The 23,573-nt window shown below is 64.0% G+C and carries 23 protein-coding genes; 16 read left to right on the plus strand and 7 right to left on the minus strand.

Annotation, left to right across the window (positions count from 1 at the left end):
* Positions 1 to 5: 5 nt before the first annotated feature.
* The 10 genes from KUL93_RS07820 to KUL93_RS07865 are packed head-to-tail and all read left to right on the plus strand — an operon-like array spanning position 6 to position 8,072.
* Positions 6 to 1,361, plus strand: coding sequence for a cobalt-precorrin 5A hydrolase (locus KUL93_RS07820; protein ID WP_217126513.1), 1,356 nt, complete (start codon positions 6 to 8; stop codon positions 1,359 to 1,361).
* Positions 1,362 to 1,373: 12 nt separating this feature from the next.
* Complete coding sequence (cobJ, locus tag KUL93_RS07825; protein ID WP_217126514.1) at positions 1,374 to 2,333, plus strand: precorrin-3B C(17)-methyltransferase; 960 nt, start codon at positions 1,374 to 1,376, stop codon at positions 2,331 to 2,333.
* A complete protein-coding gene (bluB, locus tag KUL93_RS07830) occupies positions 2,323 to 3,021 on the plus strand; it encodes a 5,6-dimethylbenzimidazole synthase (RefSeq protein WP_217126515.1) in 699 nt (232 codons plus the stop codon). The genes cobJ and bluB overlap by 11 nt, the downstream gene beginning before the upstream one ends.
* Positions 3,022 to 3,026: 5 nt before the next feature.
* Entirely contained in the window at positions 3,027 to 3,365 is a 339-nt protein-coding gene (locus tag KUL93_RS07835; RefSeq protein WP_217126516.1) for a 4a-hydroxytetrahydrobiopterin dehydratase, read from the plus strand.
* The gene (cobU, locus tag KUL93_RS07840) at positions 3,349 to 3,957 is read left to right on the plus strand and encodes a bifunctional adenosylcobinamide kinase/adenosylcobinamide-phosphate guanylyltransferase (RefSeq protein ID WP_217126517.1); all 609 of its coding nucleotides are present in this window, start codon (positions 3,349 to 3,351) and stop codon (positions 3,955 to 3,957) included. The genes KUL93_RS07835 and cobU overlap by 17 nt, the downstream gene beginning before the upstream one ends.
* A gap of 11 nt (positions 3,958 to 3,968) precedes the next feature.
* Positions 3,969 to 5,003, plus strand: coding sequence for a nicotinate-nucleotide--dimethylbenzimidazole phosphoribosyltransferase (gene cobT / locus KUL93_RS07845; RefSeq protein WP_217126518.1), 1,035 nt, complete (start codon positions 3,969 to 3,971; stop codon positions 5,001 to 5,003).
* 29 nt (positions 5,004 to 5,032) lie between these two features.
* Entirely contained in the window at positions 5,033 to 5,821 is a 789-nt protein-coding gene (locus KUL93_RS07850; RefSeq protein WP_217126519.1) for an adenosylcobinamide-GDP ribazoletransferase, read from the plus strand.
* Positions 5,806 to 6,363 (plus strand): histidine phosphatase family protein, encoded by a 558-nt coding sequence (locus KUL93_RS07855; protein ID WP_217126520.1) that lies wholly within the window; start codon positions 5,806 to 5,808, stop codon positions 6,361 to 6,363. Before KUL93_RS07850 ends, KUL93_RS07855 begins: the two co-directional genes overlap by 16 nt.
* Before the next feature lie 10 nt (positions 6,364 to 6,373).
* Entirely contained in the window at positions 6,374 to 7,516 is a 1,143-nt protein-coding gene (locus tag KUL93_RS07860) for a glycosyltransferase family 4 protein (RefSeq protein WP_217126521.1), read from the plus strand.
* A 25-nt stretch (positions 7,517 to 7,541) separates the two neighbouring features.
* Positions 7,542 to 8,072 carry a glycosyltransferase family 2 protein gene (locus KUL93_RS07865; protein WP_217126522.1) on the plus strand — a complete coding sequence of 177 codons (531 nt, stop codon included), beginning with the start codon at positions 7,542 to 7,544 and terminating at the stop codon, positions 8,070 to 8,072.
* Here KUL93_RS07865 and KUL93_RS07870 read toward each other — a convergent pair.
* Complete coding sequence (locus KUL93_RS07870) at positions 8,066 to 8,779, minus strand: class I SAM-dependent methyltransferase (RefSeq protein ID WP_217126523.1); 714 nt, start codon at positions 8,777 to 8,779, stop codon at positions 8,066 to 8,068. The genes KUL93_RS07865 and KUL93_RS07870 overlap by 7 nt on opposite strands.
* Positions 8,780 to 8,838: 59 nt before the next feature.
* Here KUL93_RS07870 and KUL93_RS07875 point away from each other — a divergent pair, with 59 nt between their 5' ends.
* Both KUL93_RS07875 and KUL93_RS07880 read left to right on the plus strand, forming a co-directional pair.
* Positions 8,839 to 9,672 carry a glycosyltransferase family 2 protein gene (locus KUL93_RS07875; RefSeq protein WP_217126524.1) on the plus strand — a complete coding sequence of 278 codons (834 nt, stop codon included), beginning with the start codon at positions 8,839 to 8,841 and terminating at the stop codon, positions 9,670 to 9,672.
* Positions 9,669 to 10,769 (plus strand): glycosyltransferase, encoded by a 1,101-nt coding sequence (locus KUL93_RS07880; protein WP_217126525.1) that lies wholly within the window; start codon positions 9,669 to 9,671, stop codon positions 10,767 to 10,769. The genes KUL93_RS07875 and KUL93_RS07880 overlap by 4 nt, the downstream gene beginning before the upstream one ends.
* Here the strand turns inward: KUL93_RS07880 and KUL93_RS11720 are convergent.
* The 3 genes from KUL93_RS11720 to KUL93_RS07895 are packed head-to-tail and all read right to left on the minus strand — an operon-like array spanning position 10,687 to position 13,246.
* Positions 10,687 to 12,042, minus strand: a complete 1,356-nt coding sequence (locus KUL93_RS11720; RefSeq protein WP_217126526.1) for an O-antigen ligase family protein — start codon at positions 12,040 to 12,042, stop codon at positions 10,687 to 10,689. The genes KUL93_RS07880 and KUL93_RS11720 overlap by 83 nt on opposite strands.
* Before the next feature lie 49 nt (positions 12,043 to 12,091).
* A complete protein-coding gene (locus KUL93_RS07890; protein WP_217126527.1) occupies positions 12,092 to 12,508 on the minus strand; it encodes a DUF2782 domain-containing protein in 417 nt (138 codons plus the stop codon).
* A gap of 12 nt (positions 12,509 to 12,520) precedes the next feature.
* Positions 12,521 to 13,246: an LOG family protein gene (locus KUL93_RS07895; RefSeq protein ID WP_119335871.1), complete on the minus strand. Its 726-nt coding sequence runs from the start codon at positions 13,244 to 13,246 to the stop codon at positions 12,521 to 12,523.
* A gap of 76 nt (positions 13,247 to 13,322) precedes the next feature.
* Here KUL93_RS07895 and polA point away from each other — a divergent pair, with 76 nt between their 5' ends.
* The 4 genes from polA to KUL93_RS07915 all read left to right on the plus strand — a co-directional run bounded on the left by polA (position 13,323) and on the right by KUL93_RS07915 (position 19,984).
* Positions 13,323 to 16,241 carry a DNA polymerase I gene (gene polA, locus KUL93_RS07900; RefSeq protein WP_217126528.1) on the plus strand — a complete coding sequence of 973 codons (2,919 nt, stop codon included), beginning with the start codon at positions 13,323 to 13,325 and terminating at the stop codon, positions 16,239 to 16,241.
* Complete coding sequence (locus KUL93_RS07905) at positions 16,238 to 18,211, plus strand: ABC transporter ATP-binding protein (protein WP_217126529.1); 1,974 nt, start codon at positions 16,238 to 16,240, stop codon at positions 18,209 to 18,211. The genes polA and KUL93_RS07905 overlap by 4 nt, the downstream gene beginning before the upstream one ends.
* Positions 18,212 to 18,345: 134 nt before the next feature.
* Entirely contained in the window at positions 18,346 to 18,876 is a 531-nt protein-coding gene (locus KUL93_RS07910) for a hypothetical protein (protein WP_217126530.1), read from the plus strand.
* 13 nt (positions 18,877 to 18,889) lie between these two features.
* Positions 18,890 to 19,984 (plus strand): mitochondrial fission ELM1 family protein, encoded by a 1,095-nt coding sequence (locus KUL93_RS07915; RefSeq protein WP_217126531.1) that lies wholly within the window; start codon positions 18,890 to 18,892, stop codon positions 19,982 to 19,984.
* Between the two features lie 71 nt (positions 19,985 to 20,055).
* On the opposite strand, the gene rlmD is transcribed toward KUL93_RS07915, so the two are convergent.
* From rlmD to dapA, 3 genes are read right to left on the minus strand one after another with little or no spacing between them, the layout of a single operon-like run.
* Positions 20,056 to 21,393, minus strand: a complete 1,338-nt coding sequence (rlmD, locus tag KUL93_RS07920) for a 23S rRNA (uracil(1939)-C(5))-methyltransferase RlmD (protein WP_217126532.1) — start codon at positions 21,391 to 21,393, stop codon at positions 20,056 to 20,058.
* Positions 21,393 to 22,655, minus strand: coding sequence for an NlpB/DapX family lipoprotein (gene bamC, locus KUL93_RS07925; protein ID WP_217126533.1), 1,263 nt, complete (start codon positions 22,653 to 22,655; stop codon positions 21,393 to 21,395). Before bamC ends, rlmD begins: the two co-directional genes overlap by 1 nt.
* A gap of 23 nt (positions 22,656 to 22,678) precedes the next feature.
* Positions 22,679 to 23,569 carry a 4-hydroxy-tetrahydrodipicolinate synthase gene (dapA, locus tag KUL93_RS07930; protein WP_119335878.1) on the minus strand — a complete coding sequence of 297 codons (891 nt, stop codon included), beginning with the start codon at positions 23,567 to 23,569 and terminating at the stop codon, positions 22,679 to 22,681.
* Positions 23,570 to 23,573 lie beyond the last annotated feature (4 nt).

A 23,573-nucleotide genomic window follows, 5' to 3' on the forward strand; every position in this document is an offset into this window, starting at 1 on the left:
CAACGATGTCCCTCGACCCAAAGAATCCCCCTCATGAAGCACCTCCTCAAACCGCAACCTGGCAAGCGGCGCGCAACGCGTTCGCCGCCCCCGCGTTCGTTGCGATCACCCGGCATGGCGCTCAAACCGCAGCCCGCGCGCGCGCCGCGGTCGCCCCACACGCACCGCTCTACCTCCCCGAAAAATATGCCGCAACGCTCGGCGAAGCGGCTCATATTCGCCCCTACGCCAGCAAAACGGCGGACGCGATTGCGACGCTGTGGCAGCAACACGACGCCCTTGTCGCGGTCGTCTCACTGGGTGCGATCGTCCGCCTCATTGCGCCGCTCCTTGCCGACAAAAACCGCGACCCAGCGGTCGTCGTGATCGACGACTCCGGCCGCTTCGTCATCCCCGTGCTCTCGGGCCACCTGGGTGGCGCCAACGCGTTGGCGCAAGCGATTGCCGAAGCGCTGGGAGCCACCTGTGTGCTCACCACCGCATCCGACAGCCAGAAAAGCCTTGCGGTCGACCTTTTGGGCCGCGAACTCGACTGGCGCTTCCAAGCCAGCCACGACACGGTCGTCCATGTCTCGGCTGCCGTCGTCAATGGGGACCCCGTGCTCTTGTGGCAAACGTGCGACCACGACCGCGACTGGTGGTCCCACCACGCCGGCGGCCGCCGCGGCATACCACTGCCCCAACACATCCACGTGCGGCACGTTTCGCCGGGCAGCCCCTTTCCCAGCGAACTCGCCAACCACTTCCGCGCGCTCCTTTGGGTGGGTCGCATCCCACCCCCGCCGCAGGTCCGCGCAACGTTCCCAGAACGGCTCATCCATTACGCGCCGCCGGAGCGGATCGACCGCACCCGCGTTGCCGTCGGTGTCGGTTGCGACCGGGGCACCCCTGCGGAAACGATCGCCACGGCCCTGCAGGAAGCGTTGGCACGTCTGCCCGAACCGGCCGCAATCGTCCATTGCGCGTCGATCACCCTGAAGCGCGACGAATCGGGGTTACACGAAGCGTTGGCGCCCTACCTTCACGCTGGCGCCAGCCTCTCGTTCTACCCGCCCGAAGCGCTCGCCGCGATTCCGGTTCCTTCCCCTTCGGAGACGGTGCGCCGTTATACCGGCACCCCTTCGGTTGCCGAAGCGGCGGCGCTGCTCGCAGCGGGGTGGCGCGCATCGACCCTGGCCGAACATCCGGGCTACCCGATGCTCCCGGTGGAAAAACTGCGCCGTCGCGGCAGTGACGGGCGCAACGTCACCATCTCCCTCGCCTACTGTTACCAACCCCCTGAAGGAACGAAACCCGATGGCGCAACCCGCAACGCATCCGAACGCGACGTGTACCGCTCGCTTTGCTCTGAACCCCGCTGAAGGAGCTAGCGTATGAGTACCAAAGGAACGCTCTATCTCGTCGGCATTGGCCCTGGGAGCGAAGCGCACATGACCGATGCCGCGCGCGCAGCGATCGCAGCGGCCGATGTGGTGATCGGCTACGTCACCTATTTGCGGCTCGTCGCCGATCTCACCGCCGGGAAAACGATCATCAAAAAAGGGATGACCGAAGAGATCGACCGCGCACAAGAAGCGATCGCATACGCCCGACGCGGACACACCGTCGCGTTGATCTCCTCCGGGGACGTCGGCATCTACGGCATGGCTGGCCCCACCTTCGAAGCGCTTTTGGCCAGCGGCTGGCGCCCCGATGCCGAAGCGGATATTCAGGTCGAGGTCGTACCGGGCGTCACCGCGCTCTCTGCGGTCGCGGCACTTGTCGGCGCACCGCTCACCCACGACTTCTGCGCGATCTCGCTTTCTGACCTCCTCACGCCGTGGCCGGTGATTGCCCGACGCATCGCCGCCGCTGCCGCCGCCGACTTCGTCGTCGCGCTCTACAACCCCAAATCGGGACGACGCACCCAGCAGATCGTCGAAGCGCAATGGCTGCTTTTGCAACACCGTGCCTCCACCACACCAGTAGCCATCGTCAAATCGGCATACCGCAAACGGCAGCAGATCCAGATGACGACGCTTGCCGAAATGGCCGAATGCGAAATCGGTATGCTCTCGACCGTGCTTGTGGGCAACAGCAACACCTTCGTCGCGCACGGAAAAATGGTCACACCGCGCGGCTACGGCAACAAATACGCCGCCGACGGTACCCCGTTACCCGGCGAACGCCCGGCACACTCGCTCTCGCAGGGGCTCAGCGGCACGATTGCCGCGATTCAAACTTCCCCAGCCAGCAACGAAGCGCTCGCGGCCCAACTGCAGTTACCGCTTGCCTACATCGAACGGCTCCGCACCTTACCACCGCAACCGAGCACGTCCGGAGATGATCGCTAACGCTTTCTCCCCTGCCGAACGCGCTGCGGTCTACCGCGCGATTACCGAGCGGCGCGACGTGCGCCGCCACTTTCTCCCCGACCCTATCCCTGAACCACTTCTGATGCGCCTGTTGGACGCCGCGCACCGCGCCCCTTCGGTCGGGTTTTCCCAGCCGTGGGAATTCGTCATCGTGCGTGACCCGCAAACCAAAGCCCAAGTCCATGCCGCATTTACCCAAGCCAACGCAGAAGCCGCAATGCGCTTCAGCGGCGAACGGCGCACCCGCTATCGCCAACTCAAACTGGAAGGGATTCGCGAAGCACCGATCAACCTCCTCGTTGCCTGCAACCGCCGCCGTGGGGGTCCCGTAGTACTGGGGCGCACCCACCAGCGCTCGATGGATCTCTTTTCCTGCGTCTGCGCCATCCAAAACCTCTGGCTGGCGGCGCGCGCAGAAGGAATTGGCGTTGGCTGGGTCAGCATCATCCGACGGCAAGCCTTACGGGAGATCTTTCGTTTGCCACACCACGTCGTCCCGATCGCCTATCTCTGCCTGGGATGGGTGCGCGAATTCCTTCCCGAACCGGAGCTGCAACAAGTCGGTTGGGCCGAGCGTGACCCCCTTTCCGACCACCTCCACTGGGAACGGTACGCCGCGCCAGCGCATGAATTGGGTATCATCCCCGCATCGACGCGACAGGAGTGACCGCAATGGCTCAGCTCAACGACGCAGACCGGCACACCCTCGAAACCCTTTTGTTACCACGCGGCTGGCAACGCGAAGGCGAAACGCTCAAGCGCACCTACCGCTTTACCGATTTCGTCCAAGCGTTCGGCTGGATGAGCCAAGTGGCGCTCGTTGCCGAACGAATAAACCACCACCCCGAATGGCGCAACGTCTGGAACCGGGTCGAAGTCACCCTCACCACCCACGACGCCGGTGGCCTCACCGCGAAGGACGTCGCGCTTGCCCAAGCGATGGAACAACTCGCGATACCGTTCTTGGCCGACCACAGCGGGTCGCGTCACCCCGATGCCGCCGACACCTAACCCCCAAGCGACGATCCACCTCATCCTGGGCGGCGCCCGCTCCGGCAAAAGTCGCTACGCCGAATCGCTCGCCCGCGCCGCCCCTGAGCCCGTGGCGTACCTTGCCACCGCCCACGCAGGCGACGACGAAATGGCGGCGCGCATCGCCCACCACCGCGCGCAGCGACCGAACACGTGGCACACCATCGAAGCGCCGTACCACCTGAGCAGAGCGCTCGACGCAGCGCTTACACACGCCAACACCGTCGTGATCGACTGCCTCACCCTCTGGTTGAGCAATTGGCTGCTCTGGTGGGAAACGGCGTGGTCGCCCCCGCACGCTCTGCCACCGACACCACGAGACGCCTCCGATGTCACCCGGCGCGCAGCGTGGGAAGCCGAACGCGCCGCGCTCTTGGAACATCTCGCCAAAGCGGCGCCGCACCACACGATTCTTCTCGTGGCCAACGAAGTGGGACTGGGCATCGTCCCCAACGACCCCCTCGCTCGTCACTTCCGTGACGAAGCGGGCTGGCTCAACCAGGCGGTTGCGGCCGTTGCCACCCGGGTTACCTTCGTCGCTGCAGGACTTCCCCTCCCGCTCAAATCCTGAAAGGAACACCCATGCGCCCTACACCCGCGCCGATCGACGAAACCCTGGCCCCCAAACTCCAACACAAAATCGACCGCAAAACGAAACCCCTGGGTGCGCTGGGGCGGCTCGAAGCGGTGGCGTTGCAACTCGGATTGATCCAGAACCGCCTCGACCCAAGCGCGCACCACCCCTACGCACTCGTCTTCGCCGCCGACCACGGCCTCACCCGCACCCACCCCGTCTCTGCCTACCCACGCGACGTCACCTGGCAGATGGTGCGGAACTTCCTTGCGGGGGGCGCTGCGATCAACGTCTTTTGCCGCACCTTCGGCATCCCGCTGAAAGTAGTCGACGCCGGGGTCGACCACCTCTTCACACCACACCCCGATCTCATCGATGCGAAACTCGCTTTTGGCAGCAACGACGCGGTGACTGCGCCTGCGCTGGGCTTGGAGCTTGCCCACCGCGCCGTCGCGACCGGGGCGGAAATCGTCAGCCGCCTACCGGATTCCCTCGACGTCCTGATCCTGGGCGAAATGGGGATCGGCAACACCGCTACCGCCACCCTCTTGTTGCACTGCTTCACGGGGTTGCCGCTTGCCACGCTGGTCGGTCGCGGCACAGGGCTTGATGACGCGGGTGTCGCGCGCAAACGCGCCGTGCTGGAACAAGCGTTGGCGCGCGGCGGCACGCCTTCCGACCCGTGGCAGATCCTCGCCGAATATGGCGGACTGGAAATCGCCCAAATGGCGGGCGCGATGCTCGCCGCCAGCGAACGCCGCGTCGCGGTGCTGGTCGACGGCTTCATCGCCACCGCAGCGGCTGTCGCGGCGCTGGCGATCACACCGGAAATCCGCCCCTACCTGATCTTCACCCACTGCTCGAACGAACAGGGGCACCGCGCCGTGCTCGACCACCTGGGCGTATCGCCCCTCCTTGACCTCGACCTGCGGCTGGGCGAAGGTACCGGAGCGGCGCTTGCCTACCCACTCGTACAAGCCGCCGCCGCGTTTCTCAACGAAATGGCGAGCTTCGAATCGGCTGGCGTCGCCGACCGCGCGTGAACCGCTATCGGCAAATGCCGCCCCGCTGGATGCGTTCTTTACACCGTGAATGGAGGCGCTTCGCGCAAGCGCTCCGCTACTTCACGCGCTTACCCTGCCCAAGCGCCGGGCGCTATCGCGCCGCGCACGTTCCGCGCACCCTGCCCTATTTTCCCTGGGTCGGACTCATCGTAGGGGGACTGAGCGCAGGCGCGTATCTCGTCGCTTCCACCCTTTTCGCCAGTGCATCGCTTGCGGCGCTCTGCGCCCTAGCAACCCACCTTATCGTCACAGGCGCATTTCACGAAGACGGACTGGCCGACACCGTCGATGGCTTTGGCGGCGGCTACGATACAATTCGCGTTCTTGCCATCATGAAGGATTCTCGCGTCGGCACGTTCGGCGCAATCGCACTGTGGCTGGCATTGACCCTGCAGTGGCAGGCGCTCACCCTGCTGGGCAGCGCCCATGGCGTTTTCGCCGTCTGCAGCGCGCTCGTCGCTGCCCATGCGGCTGCCCGCTTCATCGTTCTCATACCGATGACGCGCCTGCCCTATTTGCGTTCCGCCGATGGCAGCAAGGCCTACCCCTTCGCCGCCGCCAAACTGACTCGCGGCGAATGGGCGAAAGCGGGACTGGCGATCGTACTGCCCTTAGCCGCACTGCCGCTTGCGGTGGCATCGGGCATGATCGCCGGCATCGGGCTTGGTGCCGGCTACTGGATCTGGCGCACCGACAAGCGCTTGGGCGGCTTTACCGGTGACGTGCTCGGCGCGATCGAATCGACGGCCTTTACCACAGGATTACTAGGAATTTTGTGCGCATGGAACTCTATTTGATCCGACACCCCAAAACGGCAGCACCCGACGGCGTCTGCTACGGCCAGAGCGAATGGCCACTCGCGGAAGACCCGGAAGCGGTCGCAGCGCGCCTCTCGCCACTGCTGCCCGAACACTTCCACCTCTACAGCAGCCCGAGCGAACGGGCCGCGAAACTCGCGCGCGCATTGGGCCGCCCCTCCTACGACGACCGGTTACTGGAAATCGATTTTGGCGACTGGGAGGGGGTGCCGTTTGAGACGATCGACCCAGAACTGATCGCCCGGTGGGCAGCAAACCCGTTCGGATTTCAACCCCCTGGCGGCGAATCGGCTGCCGAAATGGCGATTCGCGCGCTCGAATGGTGGCAGGAAACGCGCGAACGCCGCCTCGATGCCGACGCGCTCGTGGTCGTCGCCCACGCCGGCCCCTTGAAAGCGATTGCTGGCCACCTCCTGGGGCTGCCGCGCGAACGGTGGCTTGCGCTCGACTTCGCCTGCAGCCACGCCACCCGCATCGACATCGCACCCTGGGGCGCGACACTGAAATGGTTCAACCGCTAGCCTTTTCCCCATGCACGCGCGGCCACTCACCGTCGTCCAGATGTTACCGGCGCTCCACTCGGGGGGCGTCGAACGCGGTACCGTCGAGATCGCCGAAGCGCTGGTTGCCGCGGGGCATCGCGCGATCGTGATCGCCGACGGGGGCCGCTACGCCGACCATCTGCGCGCGATCGGCGCAGAATGGATTCCCTGGCCCGTAGGCAAAAAGTCAGTCGCCACCCTCTGGCGTTTCGTTCCCAAAGTGCGCGACCTCCTCATGCGCGAGCGGGTCGATATTCTCCACCTGCGCTCCCGCCTCCCGGCCTGGGTCGGTTACCTCGCCTGGCGTCGCATTCCACCTGCTTTGCGTCCCCGGCTGGTGACCACCGTGCACGGCTTCTACTCCGTGAACCGCTACAGCGCCGTGATGACCCGCGGCGAAACGGTGATCTGCGTCTCCGAAGCGATTCGCCGCTACGTGCTCTGCCACTACCCGAAAACCGACCCGGAGCGTTTGGTCGTCATCCCACGCGGCATCGACCCGGCTGCCTATCCGCGCGGCTACCGCCCTGACCCCGGTTGGTTCGCCCAGTGGTACGCGCAGTTCCCGGAAACCCGGGGGAAACGTTGGGTGACCCTCCCCGCGCGGCTCACCCGCTGGAAAGGACAAGCGGAACTGCTGACGGTGTGGCGGGAGATCATCGCCCGCCACCCGGACGCGCACGCGCTGCTCGTGGGCGGCTACGACGCACGGCGGCGCGACTATGTCGCCGAGCTGCAACAGACCATCCGCGCGCACGGTTTGGAAAACCACGTCACCCTCACCGGCGACCGCCCCGATCTCAAAAACATCCTGGCCGCCTCCACCGTCGTCCTCTCGCTTTCCACCGACCCCGAAGCGTTTGGGCGCACCACTCTGGAAGCGCTGGCCCTGGGTACGCGCGTCATCGGCTACCATCACGGCGGCGTTGCCGAGCAACTCGCGGCGATCTACCCCGAAGGGTCGGTTGCCGTGGGCGACCAAACCGCGCTTGCCCGCCAGATCCGCGCCGCGCTCGACGGTACGCTGCCACCGGTGACCCAACCGCTCCCGGAACGCTTCACGCTCGCCGCGATGCAGCACGAAACGCTCGCCCTGTATCAGCGGTTGGCAGAGCGGGTAGAATCGCCATAACGTCCCGGGGCGATTGGTCGGTACCGTGTCTGTGAAACGCTTTCTCATCGTCGTCGTTCACCGGAACGGAGCAGCGTTGTTGCGCGAAACCGTCACCGACGAAACGATCGTCGGTGCCTGCATCGCAGCACGGCGCACGGCAATCGACGCGGTTGGGCCCATGGACCCCGATTTTTTCTTCTATTTCGAAGAAACGGAATGGTGCGTCCGCATGCGCCGTCACGGCTGGAAAATCGCGCTCGATCCCGCTGTATCCGTCACGCACCGCAAAGGCCATTCGACGCAAGCGGTGCGCACTGAGGCCCAAATCGAGGCGCTTCGTTCGCGCCTCCTCTACTATCGCAAAACCATGCCCCCGCTCTTGGCCGCCACCGTCACGATCAATCGAGTGGTGCGCGTCGTGCTCAACACCTTGGGACAACTGACCCTATTCGCTGTGACTTTGGGTTGTGTCCCCCGCATTCGCAAACGACTCATCGGATACGGGAGCCAGCTCGTCTGGCTGCTGCTCGGCTGTCCAAGAACGTGGGGGCTTCCGGACAAATGCAATCAATGAAGATCTGGCGCCCCCTCTGCAGGAACGCGTAATACACCGATCCCAAATCCAGTTTGGTTTGGATTTTCGATGATCTCCACAACGTCTGCTATTTTCTTCAATTTCTTCCAAAAAAATTGGACCTGATTCGTTTCGTACGGTTGATTATCTACAATATCATGAAAGGCGATCAAGCCACCTGGCCTGACCAAGTCTTTGTACATCTGGTAATCTTGCGAAACCCCCTCTTCAGTATGGTCGCCATCAATAAAAAGAAAATCAACTTGGCGTTCCGCCAATACATTGCGAACCCTTTGAAAAAAGGCAGGATCATGCGAATTACCGGACAATAATTTTACTTCACACCGGGACGAAGGCGGCGGAAATTTCGTAAACAACCATTCCTGCCGCCTCATATCATTGATATCGCAGCTCACAGCCAGCTCACTCGCCAAATGCGCCCAAATGAAAAGTGTCCCCCCGCGGTGCGTTCCGATCTCGAGAATTGTTTTTGGCTGAATCTCGGCTACCATCTCGGCCAATTGCAAAATCTCTGACCGAATCTGCATCGTTTTGACACGAAGATAGCCGTGACCACCGAAATCCATCGCTGCGTCCACAACCTCTTTCAGCGTTCTTGGTTTTTCATGAAATTTTTGTAAGAGTCGCTTCGATTCAATACGACAGAAAGGGTAAATCAACTCCTTTCTGATTTTTCCCAGATCCATCAACCCAGCTCCTCGACATGATAGAATGGATCTCATTATAGCAAATCGACACTGCGCGTATGCCACTCCCCCTCTCCGTCTTCCTCATCACCAAAAACGAAGCCGACCGCCTACCTGCAGCGATCGCGAGCGTCCGTGACTGGGTCGATGAGATCCTCGTCGTCGATAGCGGCAGCGAGGACGCAACCGTTGCGGTCGCCGAATCCTTCGGCGCAAAGGTCCTCGTTCGTCCATGGGAGGGGTATGGGCCCCAGAAAGTGTTCGGCGAACGCGCGTGCCGCAACGACTGGATCCTCAATATAGACGCCGACGAAGCCGTGAGTCCCGAACTCGCTGCTGAGATCCAAGCGCACTTTCGCGCGGGCGAACCCGAGCACGCGGCCTACACCCTCCCCATCCTCCCGATCTACCCCACCCAAAAAATGGGCCACCCCTGGACCGCGTTTCACCACCCCATCCGCCTCTACGACCGTCGCCGCGCCGGCTTCAAACCCCACCCCGTGCACGATTCGGTGGTCGTGCGCAGCGGCACCGTTGGGCACCTCAAGGGTTTCGTCTGGCACCGTTCCTTTCGTTCGCTCACCCATCACCTTGCCAAAATCAACGAAACCACCACGTGGCGCGCGGCGGAATATCGCCAACGCAAAGGGAAACCTTCGGCTCTCACCCTCTTTCTGCTTCCCTTTTTCGCGTTTTGGAAGTCGTACCTCCTGCGGCGTGAATTCGCAAACGGTGCAACCGGCGTTCTCATCAGCCACATGTACGCGATTCAGCGCTTCCTTCGCGTTGCCAAAGCGTGGGAAGACGCCGAACGCCGCCGTTTGGGCCTTCCCCCTACCCTCGACCTCCCGAACACCGATCCACAAGACCAAAACCAGACCACAGCGCCATGAACCCCACGGTCCTCTGGTGGGGGCGCTTCGACCCCCACTACGCGCGCAACGCGTTCCTCATGCGCCTCTTTGGCGAGCTGGGCTGGCAGGTAGTCTCCTTTCGCCCCCGTTGGAGTCCGCTTGGACAGTGGGAAGCTGCACTTCGCCCCCTCCCCAAACCGTCTCTGGTCTGGGTACCGGCGTTTCGACAACGCGACATCGCTGCAGCGGCGGCTTGGGCGCGGACGCGGTCCGTTCCGCTCATCATCGACCCGCTGATCTCAGCATACGACAAACAGGTTTTCGAACGGCGAAAATTTGATCCTGGCAGTGCCCGCGCTGAGCGCCTCCACCGCTGGGAGGCACAATGCTTTTCCCTTGCCGATGCGGTTGTCGTCGACACCCCGGCGCACGCCGACTTTTTCCACGAAGCCCTTGCCGTTCCTCGAGAAAAATTGCACCTCATCTGGGTAGGTGCCGACGAAGCGCGCTTTCGCGCCACCCCACTTCCTCCAAATCCCGAAGCGGGTCCCGAAGCGCTCTTTTGGGGCAGCTTCCTGCCGCTGCACGGCCCGGAAACGATCGTCGCCGCTGCGCAGTGCTACCAGGGGCCGCCACTTCGGCTCACCCTGATCGGTGACGGCCCGCTGCTTGCACGCTGCCAAGCGCTCGCCCACGACGCGCCGCTGCCGCCGAAACTCACCCTCACCTTCGTGCCCCCGATCTCTTATGACGCGCTACCGGAGCGAATCGCGCAAGCCCACTTCGTCCTGGGCATATTCGGTGCAACGCCCAAAGCGGAACGGGTGATTCCCAACAAGGTTTTTCAGGGGCTTGCGAGCGGCAGGCCGGTGGTGACGCGACAAGCGCCCAGCTATCCTGAACCCGTCATCCAAGAAACCGCGAGCGGCCTTCTCTGGGTTCCCGCAGCGGATCCGAACGCTCTGGCGCGATGCTTGACAGAACTGGCCGCTTCGGCTCCCGCGCACTGGCAGCGCCTGGGTGAAGCAGCGCGCACCACCTTCCTACGCCATTTCAACGAAACAACGATTCGGAGACAATTGGCGGCTCTCCTTGCCCGTTTTGTTGAGATTGCTCCGCTCGATCCGACTCGGTAAGTGCCACCCAAAAAGCGATCCAGCACAACCAGATCACGGGAAACCACCAGACATTGAGCAACACCGGTTGCGATTGCACCGGAAACGCGTACGCCGCCAGTGCCGCTGCCCACGGCGCAGCACGCGCCCGCGCCTCCGGAGAAGCCCTGCGAAAAGCGACGAACATGCTTCCCGCAATGACAAAGAACCAGAGAAGCCCGGCACCGCCGAGCTCCGCCCAAAGCGCCAGGTAGAGGTGGTGCGCATGGTAGGGATCTGCATGCAGATAGAGATCCCCTTCATCGGCATAGTCGGCGTACACATAGCGGAACTGTTTTGTCCCAACACCGAAAAACGGGTTTGCAGCCCCCATGCGCGTCGCGTTGCGCCACAACTCCCATCGCTGGGAAAGAATCCGATTGAGCCCTTCTTCGGTAGCAGCGGATTCTTTTGCTTGCCGTAGTGCCACGAAACCGTCTACACTGTTTTCGATCCGTTTCTGCCAAGCAGGTGAAACCACAACCGCCGCAAAAACCCCCAACACCACGACACCCAACAGCCCCACCCGCACGCGTCGCGGCCACCGCCAGACAACCGGAAGCGCGGCCAACATCAGCAAAACCAACGCACTGCGCGCGCCCGAAAGCAACACCACCCCCCCCGTCGCGAGCAACAATGGCAACGCCACACGCATCCGGTCGCGCCATGGCCAGACGGCTACCGGAAAGAGCAGCGCGAGCAGCACCGGTAACTTCAACGTATCGGCAAATGGGCCTAGCAACCGTCCCTCGAAATAGGATGCGCCATACGGAACCCCGAACAGGTCTCGACCGACCAACCACTGGAGCCACGCATCGCCCAACAAAAACAGAAATCCCGCACGCACCCCCCATCCCAACCAGAACGAGGGTCTGGGCAACCGGCGCGCAGCCCAAACCAGCGCCGCGGAAGCCACCGCAAACCCGCTCATGCCCAGCGCATAGCTCCACCCAATCGCCGGCTGCGGCGCACCGATGACGGAAAGCACCAGCACAAGCGCGAAGACCAAGAGACTCCCCGCAGTCCCTTTGGCAGCGGGTGGCCGCCAAAGGTCACCCCGCGCATGCCACCACGCGCCCATCGCAAAGCCAAGCAAAAGGAAAAAAGGCAACCGCGGACCACCGGGCAGCGGCTGTGCCCACACCAGTGCCGTCGCCCAAAAAAAGAGCCCCGCCGCCAGTCGTTCTGAACGCCCAGCATTCCGCCACCAAGCGACAACGCGTTGCCACTTGGCGAAAAAATCCGCAAACCTCACCGCGCCAACACGGTGCAATCCCAACCCGAAACCGTCACCGCGCACCGCCTCACCGCCACTGCTTGATCACCCACATCGGTGGCGCAATATGCGCGCCGCCCGGCAGCCGTTCGAAGGTGCCATCCCCGCTCTTATCCACCAAATAGTAGGGCTCACCGCGTGCAGGCACCACCTTCATCAGATACACCTTACCGCCCACACGGTATTCGGTCACCGTATTCTCCCCTTCCTGCCGAATCACCACCTCGGGTTCTACCAGATCTTCTTCGGTGATCGGCCCGGGAATCACCGGGGGTGGCGGCGCGTCGGCAAAAATGGGCGGCGCGCTACGGCCACGATCCCCCACATCGCGCTCGGCTCCGCGCTCGCTTTGCTGTCCATCCTGCGCCATTTGGGCCACAGCCCCCTGCCATGCGCCCACGATCGCCAGCAACGCGCCCACCATCCATACTTTCCCAGTCCGCATTGGAATACTCCCTCACAACTGCAACATCAACTGCCGCTCGTGCGGCAACGGTTCGAAGCCACGGGTCTCGTAATGTTTGAAAATCGCCGCGACGATCGCATCGGGATCATCGATCACTTGCGCAATCAGCAGATCGTCCGGGTCGATCATCCCCTCTCCCGCGAGCTTCGCTTCGAGCCAATCCAAAAACCCTTGCCAGAACGGGCGATGCACCAAAATCACCGGAATCCGGCGGCTCTTCCCGGTCTGGATCAACGTCATCACCTCCAGGAGCTCGTCGAGCGTCCCAAACCCCCCGGGCATCACCACGTACGCCGACGCAAAACGCACGAACATGTACTTGCGCGCAAAGAAATGGCGGAACGTTTGCGAAACATCCTGATAAGGATTGGCGTGCTGTTCGTGCGGCAACTGGATATTGAGCCCAACCGACGGGCTGCGGCCAAAAAAAGCCCCTTTGTTCGCCGCCTCCATGATCCCCGGCCCACCGCCGGAAATCACCGCAAATCCCGCATCGGAGAGTTTGCGTGCGATGCGCTCGGCCAACTGATAATAAGGATGCTCCGGTGCCAGCCGTGCGCTGCCGAACATCGAAACTGCCGGGCGAATCGGCGAGAGGCGCTCGGCCCCTTCGACGAATTCGGACAAAATCCCCAACAACCGCCACGCCTCGCGGCCATTCTCCATGATATCTTTGGGATCATCGACCCCGACAGGCACCTTGTCTCGCAGCGACATCGTCCGCATCACTCCTCTTCGACAACCGCTATGCTACCCTAACGGCCAGCAAAAAGAGAGTGACGCGAGAAGACTCATGACCCGGCTCGTACTCGTCGACGGCAGCAGCTTCCTCTACCGTGCCTTCCACGCGCTGCCCGACCTGCGCACCGCCCAAGGCGAACCCACGGGCGCGATCCGCGGCGTCGTCACCATGCTCACCAAGCTCGAAGCCCGCTTCCCTGCCGAATACCGCGCGTGCGTTTTCGACGCCCCCGGGCCCACGTTCCGCGACGAACTCTTTGCCGAATACAAAGCCCACCGCCCGCCGATGCCGGAAGCGCTCGCAGCCCAGATCGAAACGCTCCACCAACTCGTCCCCCTCATGGGTTGGCCACTGATCGTCGAGCCAGGTGTCGAGGCCGACGACGTCATCGCCACCCTCACTACGCAAGCGCGTGCCCGCGGGTGGGAAGTCGTGATCGCCACCGGCGACAAAGACCTTACCCAGCTCGTTGCTCCCGGTGTCCTCTGGGTCGACACCATGCGCAACGAAACGCTCGACCAAGCAGGCGTCGTCGCCAAATTCGGCGTCACGCCAGCACAAATCCCCGACTACCTCGCGCTCGTCGGTGACAGCGTCGACAACATCCCCGGCGTCGCAGGCTGTGGCCCCAAAACCGCTGCGAAATGGCTCAACCAATACGCCACGCTCGACGAACTCATCGCCCATGCGGACGAAATCGGCGGCAAGGTGGGTGAAAACCTCCGTGCCGCGCGCGAATGGCTCCCCAAAGCACGCGAACTCACCACCGTCAAACGCGATCTCACGCTGCCCTTCACCCTCGACGACCTCGCCACCCGCCCCGTCGACTGGCCCGCCCTCAGCCGTTGGTTCGAACGTCTCGAATTCCGCACCCTCGCCAAACAGTTCGAAGCGCACCTTGGCGCCGCGCTCCACCCTTCCGATACCAACCCTGCCCCTTCCGGCAGCGAAACCTCCGCCCACCCCTCAACCAACCCCGACGCCACCGCTGCTGACGCGGTTCCCCGTGAAACCAGCGCGGCGCACGGCACCCTTCACCAGGAGACCGCCCACCACCTGCCGGAACCGGCGCTCGAGCCATCCGAAACCGCCGAACTGCGCCGTGCCCGGTATCGCACCATCACCACCCCAGAAGCGCTCGACGCCCTCGCTCACCGGCTACAGGCCGCCGCCGCGTCCCAAGCGGTCGTTGCGTTCGACACCGAAACCACCAGCCTCGACGCCCGCAACGCCGCGTTGGTCGGCATCTCGTTCGCCTTTGCCGAAGGAGACGCCTGCTACCTCCCGCTTGCGCACCGCAGCCTGGAAGCGACCGAACAACTGCCGCGCGATGCGGTTCGCGCCGCGCTCGCCCCGTGGTTTGCCAACGCATTGGCGCCCAAAGTCGCGCAAAACGCCAAATTCGACCTCCACGTTCTGGCCGCCCACGGCATGCCGGTTGCCGGAACACCGGACGACACGATGCTCATCGATTACGTGCTCGCCAGCGACCGCGAACACGACCTCGACCGTCTTGCCGAACGCGAACTCCACCTTCGTCCCCTCACCTACCAAGCGGTCTGCGGCAAAGGCAAACAAGCGATCTCGTTTGCCGACGTCGAACTCCCCGTCGCCACCCGTTACGCAGCCGAAGACGCCGACCTCACCTGGCGGCTCTACCACCACCTGCGCCCGCAACTCGAAGCCGACGCCAAGCGCAACCGAGTCTATACCCGGATCGAACGACCGCTCGTCCCAGTGCTCACCGCCATCGAAGCGGCGGGCGTCAAAATCGACACCGCGCAGTTGGCCGCCCAATCGGAACGGTTCGCCGCCGAAATCGCGGAATGCGAAACCCGCGCCGCGAAACTCGCGGGCCGCCCCTTCAACCTTGCCTCCCCCAAACAGGTTGGCGAACTCCTCTTCGCGGAACTTGGCCTCAAACCCCCGAAAAAGACCGCGACCGGCCAGGCGAGCACCAGCGAAGAGGCGCTTGCGCTCTTAGCCGAACGGCTCGACCCCAGCACGCGGGAATATCAGCTCATCGCCACACTCCTTGAACACCGGCGGCTGGCAAAACTCAAGAACACCTACCTCGACAAACTCCCGCGCATGGTCGACCCCAAGACCGGCCGCGTCCATACCACCTTCTCACAAGCGGCGGTCGTCACCGGGCGACTCTCCTCTTCGGAACCCAACCTGCAGAACATCCCCGTACGCACCGACGAAGGGCGCGCCATTCGCCGCGCCTTCGTCGCCGAACCGGGCTACCGGCTCCTTTCCGCCGACTACTCGCAAATCGAACTGCGTATCATGGCCCACCTCTCCGGCGACGAAACGCTGATCGCTGCGTTTCGCCACGGCGAAGACATCCACCGCCACACCGCCGCCGAACTCCTCGGCAAAGCACCGGACGCGGTCACTGCCGACGAACGGCGCCTGGCGAAAACCATCAACTTCGGACTCATCTACGGCATGGGCGCCCCAGGACTTGCGCGCTCGCTCGGTCTCTCGAAAAAAGCGGCCGAAGCCTACATCGCGCAATACTTCGCCCGCTACCCCGGCGTGCACCGCTACATGGAACGCGCCCGCGAACAGGCGCGACAGCAAGGCTACGTCGAAACCCTCTTCGGCCGCCGACTGTGGCTGCGCAACATCCATTCCCGCAACGCCGGTGTGCGCGCCGCCGACGAACGCGCCGCGATCAACGCCCCGATGCAAGGCACCGCGGCGGACCTCATCAAACTCGCGATGATCGACCTCGCCGCAGCGCTCGCTGAACGCCACCCCCACGCGCGCATCGTCCTGCAAGTGCACGACGAACTCCTCATCGAAGCGCCGGAAGCCGAATGCGCGGCGGTCGCGCACCTCGTCAAAACACAGATGGAAGGCGTTGCCGACCGCCACGCGGCAGCGTTTGCGATCGAACCGCTCGCCGTACCGCTCGTCGTCGACGTCGGCATCGGCGCCAACTGGGACGAAGCCCATTGAACGCCGTCCCCGATCGCGACCTCGCCCTCTACCGCCGCTTGTGGCGCTACGTCCGCCCCTACTACGGTGCGTGGGCGATCGCCCTCGTCGGCTTCCTGCTCTTTGCCAGCGGTCAGCCGATGCTTGCGGTTGCCCTCAAATACTTCGTCGACGGGCTTACCGACCCGCAACTCGCGCGCGTCACCCTGCCTTGGGGTGAAAGCGTCAACCTGCTGCCGTGGATTCCCCTCATTCTCGTTGCCGTCGCGCTGTGGCAAGGAATCGGCACCTTCTTGGGCCAATACGGCATGGCGAAGGTCGCTGCGGGCGTCGTCCATGACCTGCGCCGCGACCTCTTCGCCCATCTCCTGACGCTTCCCATCGCCTACTTTCGCGACCACGACAGCGGCCGAACCATCTCGCGCCTCACCCACGACGTCACGATGACCACCACCGCGGTCACCGACGCGGTGCGCGTATTGGTCCGCGAAGGACTCACCGTGCTCGCGCTCCTCCTTTACCTCCTGTGGTCGAACTGGCGGTTGACGCTTGCGCTCCTCATCGTCCTGCCGCTCATCGCGCTCGTGGTACGCCACACCCAAAAACGGCTGCGCCAAGCGGCACGGGCACTGCAAGAAGCCGTTGGCGAACTCACCGGGCTTGCCACCGAAACGGTGCGCGCAATCTCCGACCTGCGCGCGTTCGGCGCAGAAACCCGCATCCAAGAACGGTTCGCTGCCGCGAACAACGCCGAAGAGGCGCGACAACAGCGTCTTGCGCGCATCGCCGCTCGGCAAACTGCGTTCACCCAGCTCCTCACCTTCACCGCGATGGGCGTCGTGCTCTGGCTCGTCCTGCAACTGCGTGGCGACGCCACCGTCGGCGAACTGGTCGCCTACGTCTCGGCCGCGGGACTCCTGCCCAAACCGTTGCGGCAACTCTCGGAAGTCGGCAGCCGCTTCGCGCGCGGCCTTGCGGGCGCTGAAAGCGCGTTCCAGCTCCTCGACACCCCGCCCGAACCCGAAACGGGCCACTACGCGCCGCCCCATTCAGCGCCACCACCCGCAGCCGCATCAACGGTTTCCCCTCCCCCCACCTTCGCCGCCGACCCGCGCGCCCCCAGCGCTGCTGCCGACGCGCTCGCCCCAGCCCCGGTTCTCGACCGGCACACACCCAACGCGTCCACACCCCCCGTAGCTGCCGCAACACTTCTCGACGCCACACCTCGTCGCGGCGCCCACGTCGCGTTCGACCACGTCTCCTATCGCTATCCCAACGCCGCCACGCTCGCCCTGGAAACGATCACGTTCGAACTGCGCCCCAATCAGTTCACCGCGCTCATCGGACGCTCTGGAAGCGGAAAATCGACCCTCGTCCAACTGCTGCTACGCTTTGCCGACCCCACTTCCGGAACGATCACCTTCAACGGCGTACCGCTTCCCGAATGGCAACGTGCGGCGCTGCGCCGCCAGATCGCCTACGTCCCGCAAGCCCCGGTCCTGCTCGCTGGGACCATCGCGGAAAACGTCGCGCTCGGCGTCGGTAACGAACCGGTGACCCGCGACGCGATCATCGCCGCACTCAAAGCGGCGCACGCCTGGGAATTCGTCGCACCACTGCCGCACGGCATCGATACCCCGATCGGAGAAAATGGCGCACAGCTCTCGGGCGGTCAGTGCCAACGGATCGCGCTGGCGCGCGCCTTCCTCAAACGCGCCCCACTCCTCATTTTGGACGAAGCTACCTCGGCGCTCGACAGCGAAACGGAAGCCGCGGTGCACGAAGCGCTAGAGCAACTGCGCCACCACACCACCCTCCTGGTCATCGCCCACCGCCTCTCGACCATCGAACGCGCCGACACCATAGTCGTTCTGGAAGCGGGCCGCGTCGTCGAAACCGGAACCCACGCAACGCTCTCGCAAAACCGCTCCCGCTACGCGCAACTCCTGGCCGCAACTGCCCCGAACGCCACGCGCACCGCTTCCACCTAGCAACCCGCCGCGTTCTTCCGCTCACGCACCGCACCCTTTCGCGGCACTGCACCACTTTTCCCCAGTGTGACGTCACTACTTTTCCCCAGAGTGGCTATAATTGGCGTCACAGCCTCCCGCACACCGTTACCGCGATGACCTCCGTAATCGACCTCTACGAAAAACTGCGTCTGGCACCCGACGAAACCGCCCGCGCCCGCATCATTGCGGAAGCGTTCGAAGCGCTCGAAAACCGCTACCCCCACCTCGACTACCTGGTGACCACCCGCCACCTCTCAGAAACCGAACTCAAACTCACCAAAGAGATCGAGCAGGTTCGGCTCGAAGTCGAGCAAGTCCGTACCGAACTCAAAACCACTGAGCTCAAGCTCACCAAAGAGATCGAGCAGGTTCGTCTCGACCTGACCAAAGAGATCGAGCAGGTCCGCCTCGAAGTCGAGCAAGTCCGCTCCGAACTCAAAGCCACCGAGCTCAAACTCACCAAAGAGATCGAGCAAGTTCGCCTCGAAATCGTTCAAGCTTCCGAACGCACCCGCAGCGAAACCCTGACCGCGATTGCCGAAAGCAAGGCATCGCTCATCAAATGGAGCTTTCTCTTCTGGCTCAGCCAAATGGGGGCGATCCTCCTCCTGCTTTGGCGGCTCTTCCCCAACCGCGGCGGCTGACGTTGTCCAACCCATGACGCTCATCCCTGCAGCCCCCCAATGGCAGGGCTACCGCGCTACCGCGGATCCAAAACTCCTCGCGGCGCTCACCCCGTTTCGCGGGCACACACCGCTCTGGGTCGTAACCAGCGGCGAAGCGGGCATGCGGGCGCAGGCGCTTGGCCTTGCTGAAGCGCTCGATACCCCCTATACCGAATGGGTGTGGCCTTTGGCGCCGCCCTGGCGCCGCTGGCCTGCCTGCGCGCTGCTGCTCACCTGGCTGCTCCGCCACGCGCTCCCGCGCCGCCGCGACACCACGCCATTTGCCACCGCTTGGCAAACCTTGTGCCGCTACCTGGAAGGCCCACCGCAACAAGCAGAGTGCGCCTCGCCGCACGCGCTCGACTTACCCGCGCTCCACGCGTGGCCGCAAACAGACACCCCTGCGCCACCCCGGCTCATCGTCGCGTGCGGCCGTCGCGTGATCGCACCTGTCCTGTGGCTCAAACGCGCCGCCCCCACCCGGCCCAAAGTCATCTACGTCCAAGACCCGCGCACGCTCTGCGCTCAGTTCGACCTCATCGTCGCCCCCGCCCACGACCCGATCCGCGGCGCGAACGTCGTCCCCACCCCCTTGGCGCTACACCGCATCACCCCGGAACGGCTCGCACACGTCGCGGCCATTTGGCAACCGAAATGGGCGCCCTACCCCAAACCGTGGTGGGGACTGGTCGTTGGCGGCCCCAGCCGCTCGGTCCAATGGGACGAAGTGCTGGCGCGAACAGCGATTCGAGCCTGGCTGGAACAGGCACGCGCCGCAGGCGCCACGCTCTTTGCCACCACCGCCCGGCGCACCCCCGCTGCTACCCGAGCGTGGCTTGCTCAGTCCCTGGCCGCAATTTGCCCTGGGAGTCCACCCCCCTTTACCGGCGAAGGGGAAAACCCCTACCTCGCGATCCTCGCGCTCACCACCCAACGCGCGATCACCAGTGATTCGGTCTCGATGCTCTCCGAAACCCTTGCCGCGCCCGGCATCAGCGTGCGGCTCGAAGTCGGCACCTACCGTCCGCGCCTGCAACGCTTTCACCGCGTTTGGGATCAAGGTGCCGCACCCAGCGCCGACTCATAGAGCGGTTTAACCAGAGCAGAATCTACCGCCGCCCGCCACTTCCAACGACCGGCGCCCGAGATGCACACCCCTTACGCACGCTCGAAAACCGCCATCGACTCCACATGCCCCGTGTGCGGGAACATGTTCGCAATCCCCGCTGCCACAAGACGATAGCCTTTTTCGTGCACCAAGATCGCCGTGTCGCGCGCCAACGTCCCCGGATGGCAGGAGACATAGACGATGCGGGTGGGCGCCACCTCGGGGGTGATCGCCTTCACCAACGCCGCCGCGCCATCGCGTGGTGGATCGAGCAGCCATTTATCGAAGCGACCGAACCCCGCGAGCGCCGCTTCGGTCATCTCGAAGAGGTTCGCGCTATAAAATGCCGTATTGCCGCCCAGCCCATGCGCGTCCGCCAGCGCCGCAGCGCGTTGCGTCATCGTTTCGGAACCTTCCACCCCGACCACGGTCGCGCCCGAACGCGCGATCGGCAGCGTGAAATTGCCCAAACCGCTGAACCAATCGGCCACGCGCTCTCCAGCCTGCGGCGCCAACCACTGTACAGCCCGCCGTACCAACGCCCGGTTGATCTGCGGATTCACCTGGGTGAAGTCGCTCGGCAAAAAGGTCAGCGTGACGTCGAATTCCGGGTGGCGATATGCCAACGTCCGGTCATCCGCGGCGGTGAGCGGCGCCATCGTCTGCGGCCCACCCGGTTGCACCCAGACCGCCACCTCATGGGTGCGGCCAAACGCGGCCAACATCGCTTCATCTTGCGCCGTCAAGGGCACCAGATGGCGAAAGACCAGTACGATCGTCCCATCGTCGCCTGCTGCGAACTCGATCTGCGGAATCCGATCGGGACAAGACAACCCACCGATCAACCGCCGCAGCTCGGGCAACAGCACCGAGACGCGTTGCGGCAACACGTGGCAGGAGCGCATATCGGCGATATGACTCGAATTCCGTTCACGGAAACCGACAAGCACCCCCCCCTTCTTCGGCACCAGTCGTGCGCCGATGCGCGCCCGATGGCGATACCCCCAGTACGGCCCGTAAAGCGGCGGCAACACCTGCTCCGGGCGCACCCGCGCAATATGCCAGAGCGTGTCTTCCAGCACCCGCTGTTTCGCAGCCACCTGCGCGGAGGCATCGAAATGCTGCATCGCGCACCCGCCACACACCCCGAAATGGGGGCAGCGCGGCGTCACCCGCCAACACGAAGCCCGCTCCACCGCAACCAATTCGCCTTGCGCGTAACTGGCCCGTTCACGGGTACGGACGAAACGCACCACCTCCCCGGGCAACGCCCCGCTGATGAAAACCGCCTTGCCATCGACGTGCGCGACCCCCCGCCCCTCGAGGTCAAGCGACGCCACCGCCGCGCGCTCGACCGGCGCGGTCGCAGACGAACGCGCTTTACCCATCAACGCAGCTCTTCGTAGAGCATTTCCAAGATCTGCTTCGCGGTGGCGTCGTTCACCGCATTGTCTGACTCGTCGAGCACCACCACGCGGCTCTGCTCGCCCGCGCCCACTACGCGCACCCGGTATTCGCTGTTGAGTTTCGGCCTCTTGTCGTCACGCCAAAACGCCAGCCGCGACCAGAAGCTCTTGCGCTCCTCCTCGGCCACCACCGCCGGATCGTCGTAGCGCACAAGGTAGGTACCCGCGCGGCGATCGCGCTCCAGCACCGAAAAGCCCAGCCGGTCGAGCGCCAACCCCACGCGCCGCCACGCCCGGTCGAAGCCATCACGCAGCTCGAGTTCCGCCCGCTGACCATCGAGATGGAGCAGCGCGCGCTCTTGCGAAACCGCACCAGCTACCATCCGTTTCGCCGCCTCTTCCTGCGCCCCAAGGAAAACCATCAATCGACGCAACATCTCCGCCTCGAGCTCCGGATCCGCCGGACGCGGCTGCCAAACCGTGTGATCCTTCTGCGCCGAATCGTAGACCTCGACCATCCCGCGGTGCGAGATATAGACCTCGACCTCGCCCGGATTTTTCCCCGGCTCGATCCGGGTACGGAATTTGTCCCGCTCACCGGTGGAATAGAGCGAATCGAACACCTTGCCAAGGGTGCGGCGGATGATGTCGTCTTGAATCTTCGCCCGATTCTCGGCCCAATCGGTCTCGATCACCCCCAAATCGGGGCGTTCCACCGCCAACGTGAACCCAAGCTGCTGCCAAAAGTCCTTCAATTTCGGCCACAACTGATCGGGTGCAGCCTGCACCACCAACCAGCGGGTATCGCCAGCCCGCTCGATGCGCATCCCCGGCTGCTCCGGCAACACCCCAGATGCCGCCGCTGCCGCCGCGCTCCCTGGCTGCACCCGCTCGCTCTGATACGCCAAGAGCGAGGTCGCACCACGCCGCGTCGGCAACTGGAAGCGCTCCCCTTGCGCCGGATTGATCAGATCGGGCGGCACCTCGAGCGGCCGCTCCAAGCGCTTTTCGCTCTTGTAATCGATCTCGCTCTTTTTCTCCAGCCACTCGTTCGGCGAAAACGACGAACAGCCGCTCACCGCAGCGCCCAACAGCCCCGCAAGGAGCCCCACTCCCCAGCGCTGCACGGTACCGCGCCCCTGACCGGACCGCGCCGCAGTTGTCGCCACACCGGCACCACACTGCGCTACCGTTTTCGCCGCGCTCACGCCGCACGTCCCACTCGCCACCACCTGTTGCGCCATTTGCGCTTCCTTTCCAACCAAACTCACGCGCCTACCGCGATACCCGCACGCGCCAACGCCGCGCGCACCCGCTCCTGATTGCTGCTGCTCAAAGGCGTCAAAGGCAGCCGAATCCCGTCGGCGATTCGCCCCATCTGCGCCAACGCCCACTTCACCGGAATCGGGTTCGCCTCACAGAAAAGCGCCCGATGCAGCCCCAAGAGCTTCTGGTTGATCGCCACCGCCTCGGCCACGTTGCCGCTCATTGCCGCCACGCACATCTCGTGCATCGCGCGCGGCGCCACGTTCGCCGTGACCGAAATCACCCCTTTGCCGCCCAAAAGCAGGAACGGCAACGCAGTCAGGTCATCGCCGGTGTAACAGAGGAATCCGTCCGGCACCCGCTCGAAGAGATCGTACGCGCGGTCGATACTCCCCGTCGCATCCTTGATCCCGACGATATTGGGAATCTCGGCCAGACGCACCACGGTGTCGTTGCTGAGATCCGCCACCGTCCGCCCCGGCACGTTGTAGAGAATGAGCGGCAGATCCACCGCTTCGGCAATCGCGCGAAAATGGCGGTATAGCCCCTCTTGGGTCGGCTTGTTGTAATAAGGCACCACCGAAAGGTGGGCATCCGCCCCGGCACGTTTCGCCGCACGCGCCAGAAAGATCGCCTCCTCGGTGCTGTTCGCGCCCGTGCCCGCGATGATCGGAATCCGGCCTGCCGCATGCTTCACCGCCCGTTCGATCAACTGCACGTGCTCATCGAACGACACGGTGGGCGACTCCCCAGTCGTCCCCACCACCACGATCCCATCGGTCCCTTCCGCGATGTGCCAATCGATCAGCGCATCGAAGCGGGTCCAATCGATCGCCCCATCAGGCAACATCGGCGTGACGATTGCCACGATCGAACCAGTGAGCGAAAACATAACC

The sequence above is a fragment of the Hydrogenophilus thiooxidans genome, assembly GCF_019049855.1.
GTDB classification, from domain to species: Bacteria; Pseudomonadota; Gammaproteobacteria; order Burkholderiales; family Rhodocyclaceae; genus Hydrogenophilus; species Hydrogenophilus thiooxidans.

Excerpts from the sequence above, each read along its gene's own strand:
- polA (WP_217126528.1), top strand. The coding sequence starts at position 13,323 with ATGACCCGGCTCGTACTCGTCGACGGCAGCAGCTTCCTCTACCGTGCC.
- dapA (WP_119335878.1), bottom strand. The coding sequence starts at position 23,569 with ATGTTTTCGCTCACTGGTTCGATCGTGGCAATCGTCACGCCGATGTTG.
- KUL93_RS07890 (WP_217126527.1), bottom strand. The coding sequence starts at position 12,508 with ATGCGGACTGGGAAAGTATGGATGGTGGGCGCGTTGCTGGCGATCGTG.
- KUL93_RS07875 (WP_217126524.1), top strand. The coding sequence starts at position 8,839 with ATGCCACTCCCCCTCTCCGTCTTCCTCATCACCAAAAACGAAGCCGAC.
- KUL93_RS07910 (WP_217126530.1), top strand. The coding sequence starts at position 18,346 with ATGACCTCCGTAATCGACCTCTACGAAAAACTGCGTCTGGCACCCGAC.
- KUL93_RS07915 (WP_217126531.1), top strand. The coding sequence starts at position 18,890 with ATGACGCTCATCCCTGCAGCCCCCCAATGGCAGGGCTACCGCGCTACC.
- KUL93_RS07855 (WP_217126520.1), top strand. The coding sequence starts at position 5,806 with ATGGAACTCTATTTGATCCGACACCCCAAAACGGCAGCACCCGACGGC.
- KUL93_RS07835 (WP_217126516.1), top strand. The coding sequence starts at position 3,027 with ATGGCTCAGCTCAACGACGCAGACCGGCACACCCTCGAAACCCTTTTG.
- KUL93_RS07850 (WP_217126519.1), top strand. The coding sequence starts at position 5,033 with ATGCGTTCTTTACACCGTGAATGGAGGCGCTTCGCGCAAGCGCTCCGC.
- KUL93_RS07870 (WP_217126523.1), bottom strand. The coding sequence starts at position 8,779 with ATGGATCTGGGAAAAATCAGAAAGGAGTTGATTTACCCTTTCTGTCGT.
- cobJ (WP_217126514.1), top strand. The coding sequence starts at position 1,374 with ATGAGTACCAAAGGAACGCTCTATCTCGTCGGCATTGGCCCTGGGAGC.
- bluB (WP_217126515.1), top strand. The coding sequence starts at position 2,323 with ATGATCGCTAACGCTTTCTCCCCTGCCGAACGCGCTGCGGTCTACCGC.
- KUL93_RS07820 (WP_217126513.1), top strand. The coding sequence starts at position 6 with ATGTCCCTCGACCCAAAGAATCCCCCTCATGAAGCACCTCCTCAAACC.
- rlmD (WP_217126532.1), bottom strand. The coding sequence starts at position 21,393 with ATGGGTAAAGCGCGTTCGTCTGCGACCGCGCCGGTCGAGCGCGCGGCG.
- cobU (WP_217126517.1), top strand. The coding sequence starts at position 3,349 with ATGCCGCCGACACCTAACCCCCAAGCGACGATCCACCTCATCCTGGGC.
- KUL93_RS07860 (WP_217126521.1), top strand. The coding sequence starts at position 6,374 with ATGCACGCGCGGCCACTCACCGTCGTCCAGATGTTACCGGCGCTCCAC.
- KUL93_RS07895 (WP_119335871.1), bottom strand. The coding sequence starts at position 13,246 with ATGTCGCTGCGAGACAAGGTGCCTGTCGGGGTCGATGATCCCAAAGAT.
- cobT (WP_217126518.1), top strand. The coding sequence starts at position 3,969 with ATGCGCCCTACACCCGCGCCGATCGACGAAACCCTGGCCCCCAAACTC.
- KUL93_RS07880 (WP_217126525.1), top strand. The coding sequence starts at position 9,669 with ATGAACCCCACGGTCCTCTGGTGGGGGCGCTTCGACCCCCACTACGCG.
- bamC (WP_217126533.1), bottom strand. The coding sequence starts at position 22,655 with ATGGCGCAACAGGTGGTGGCGAGTGGGACGTGCGGCGTGAGCGCGGCG.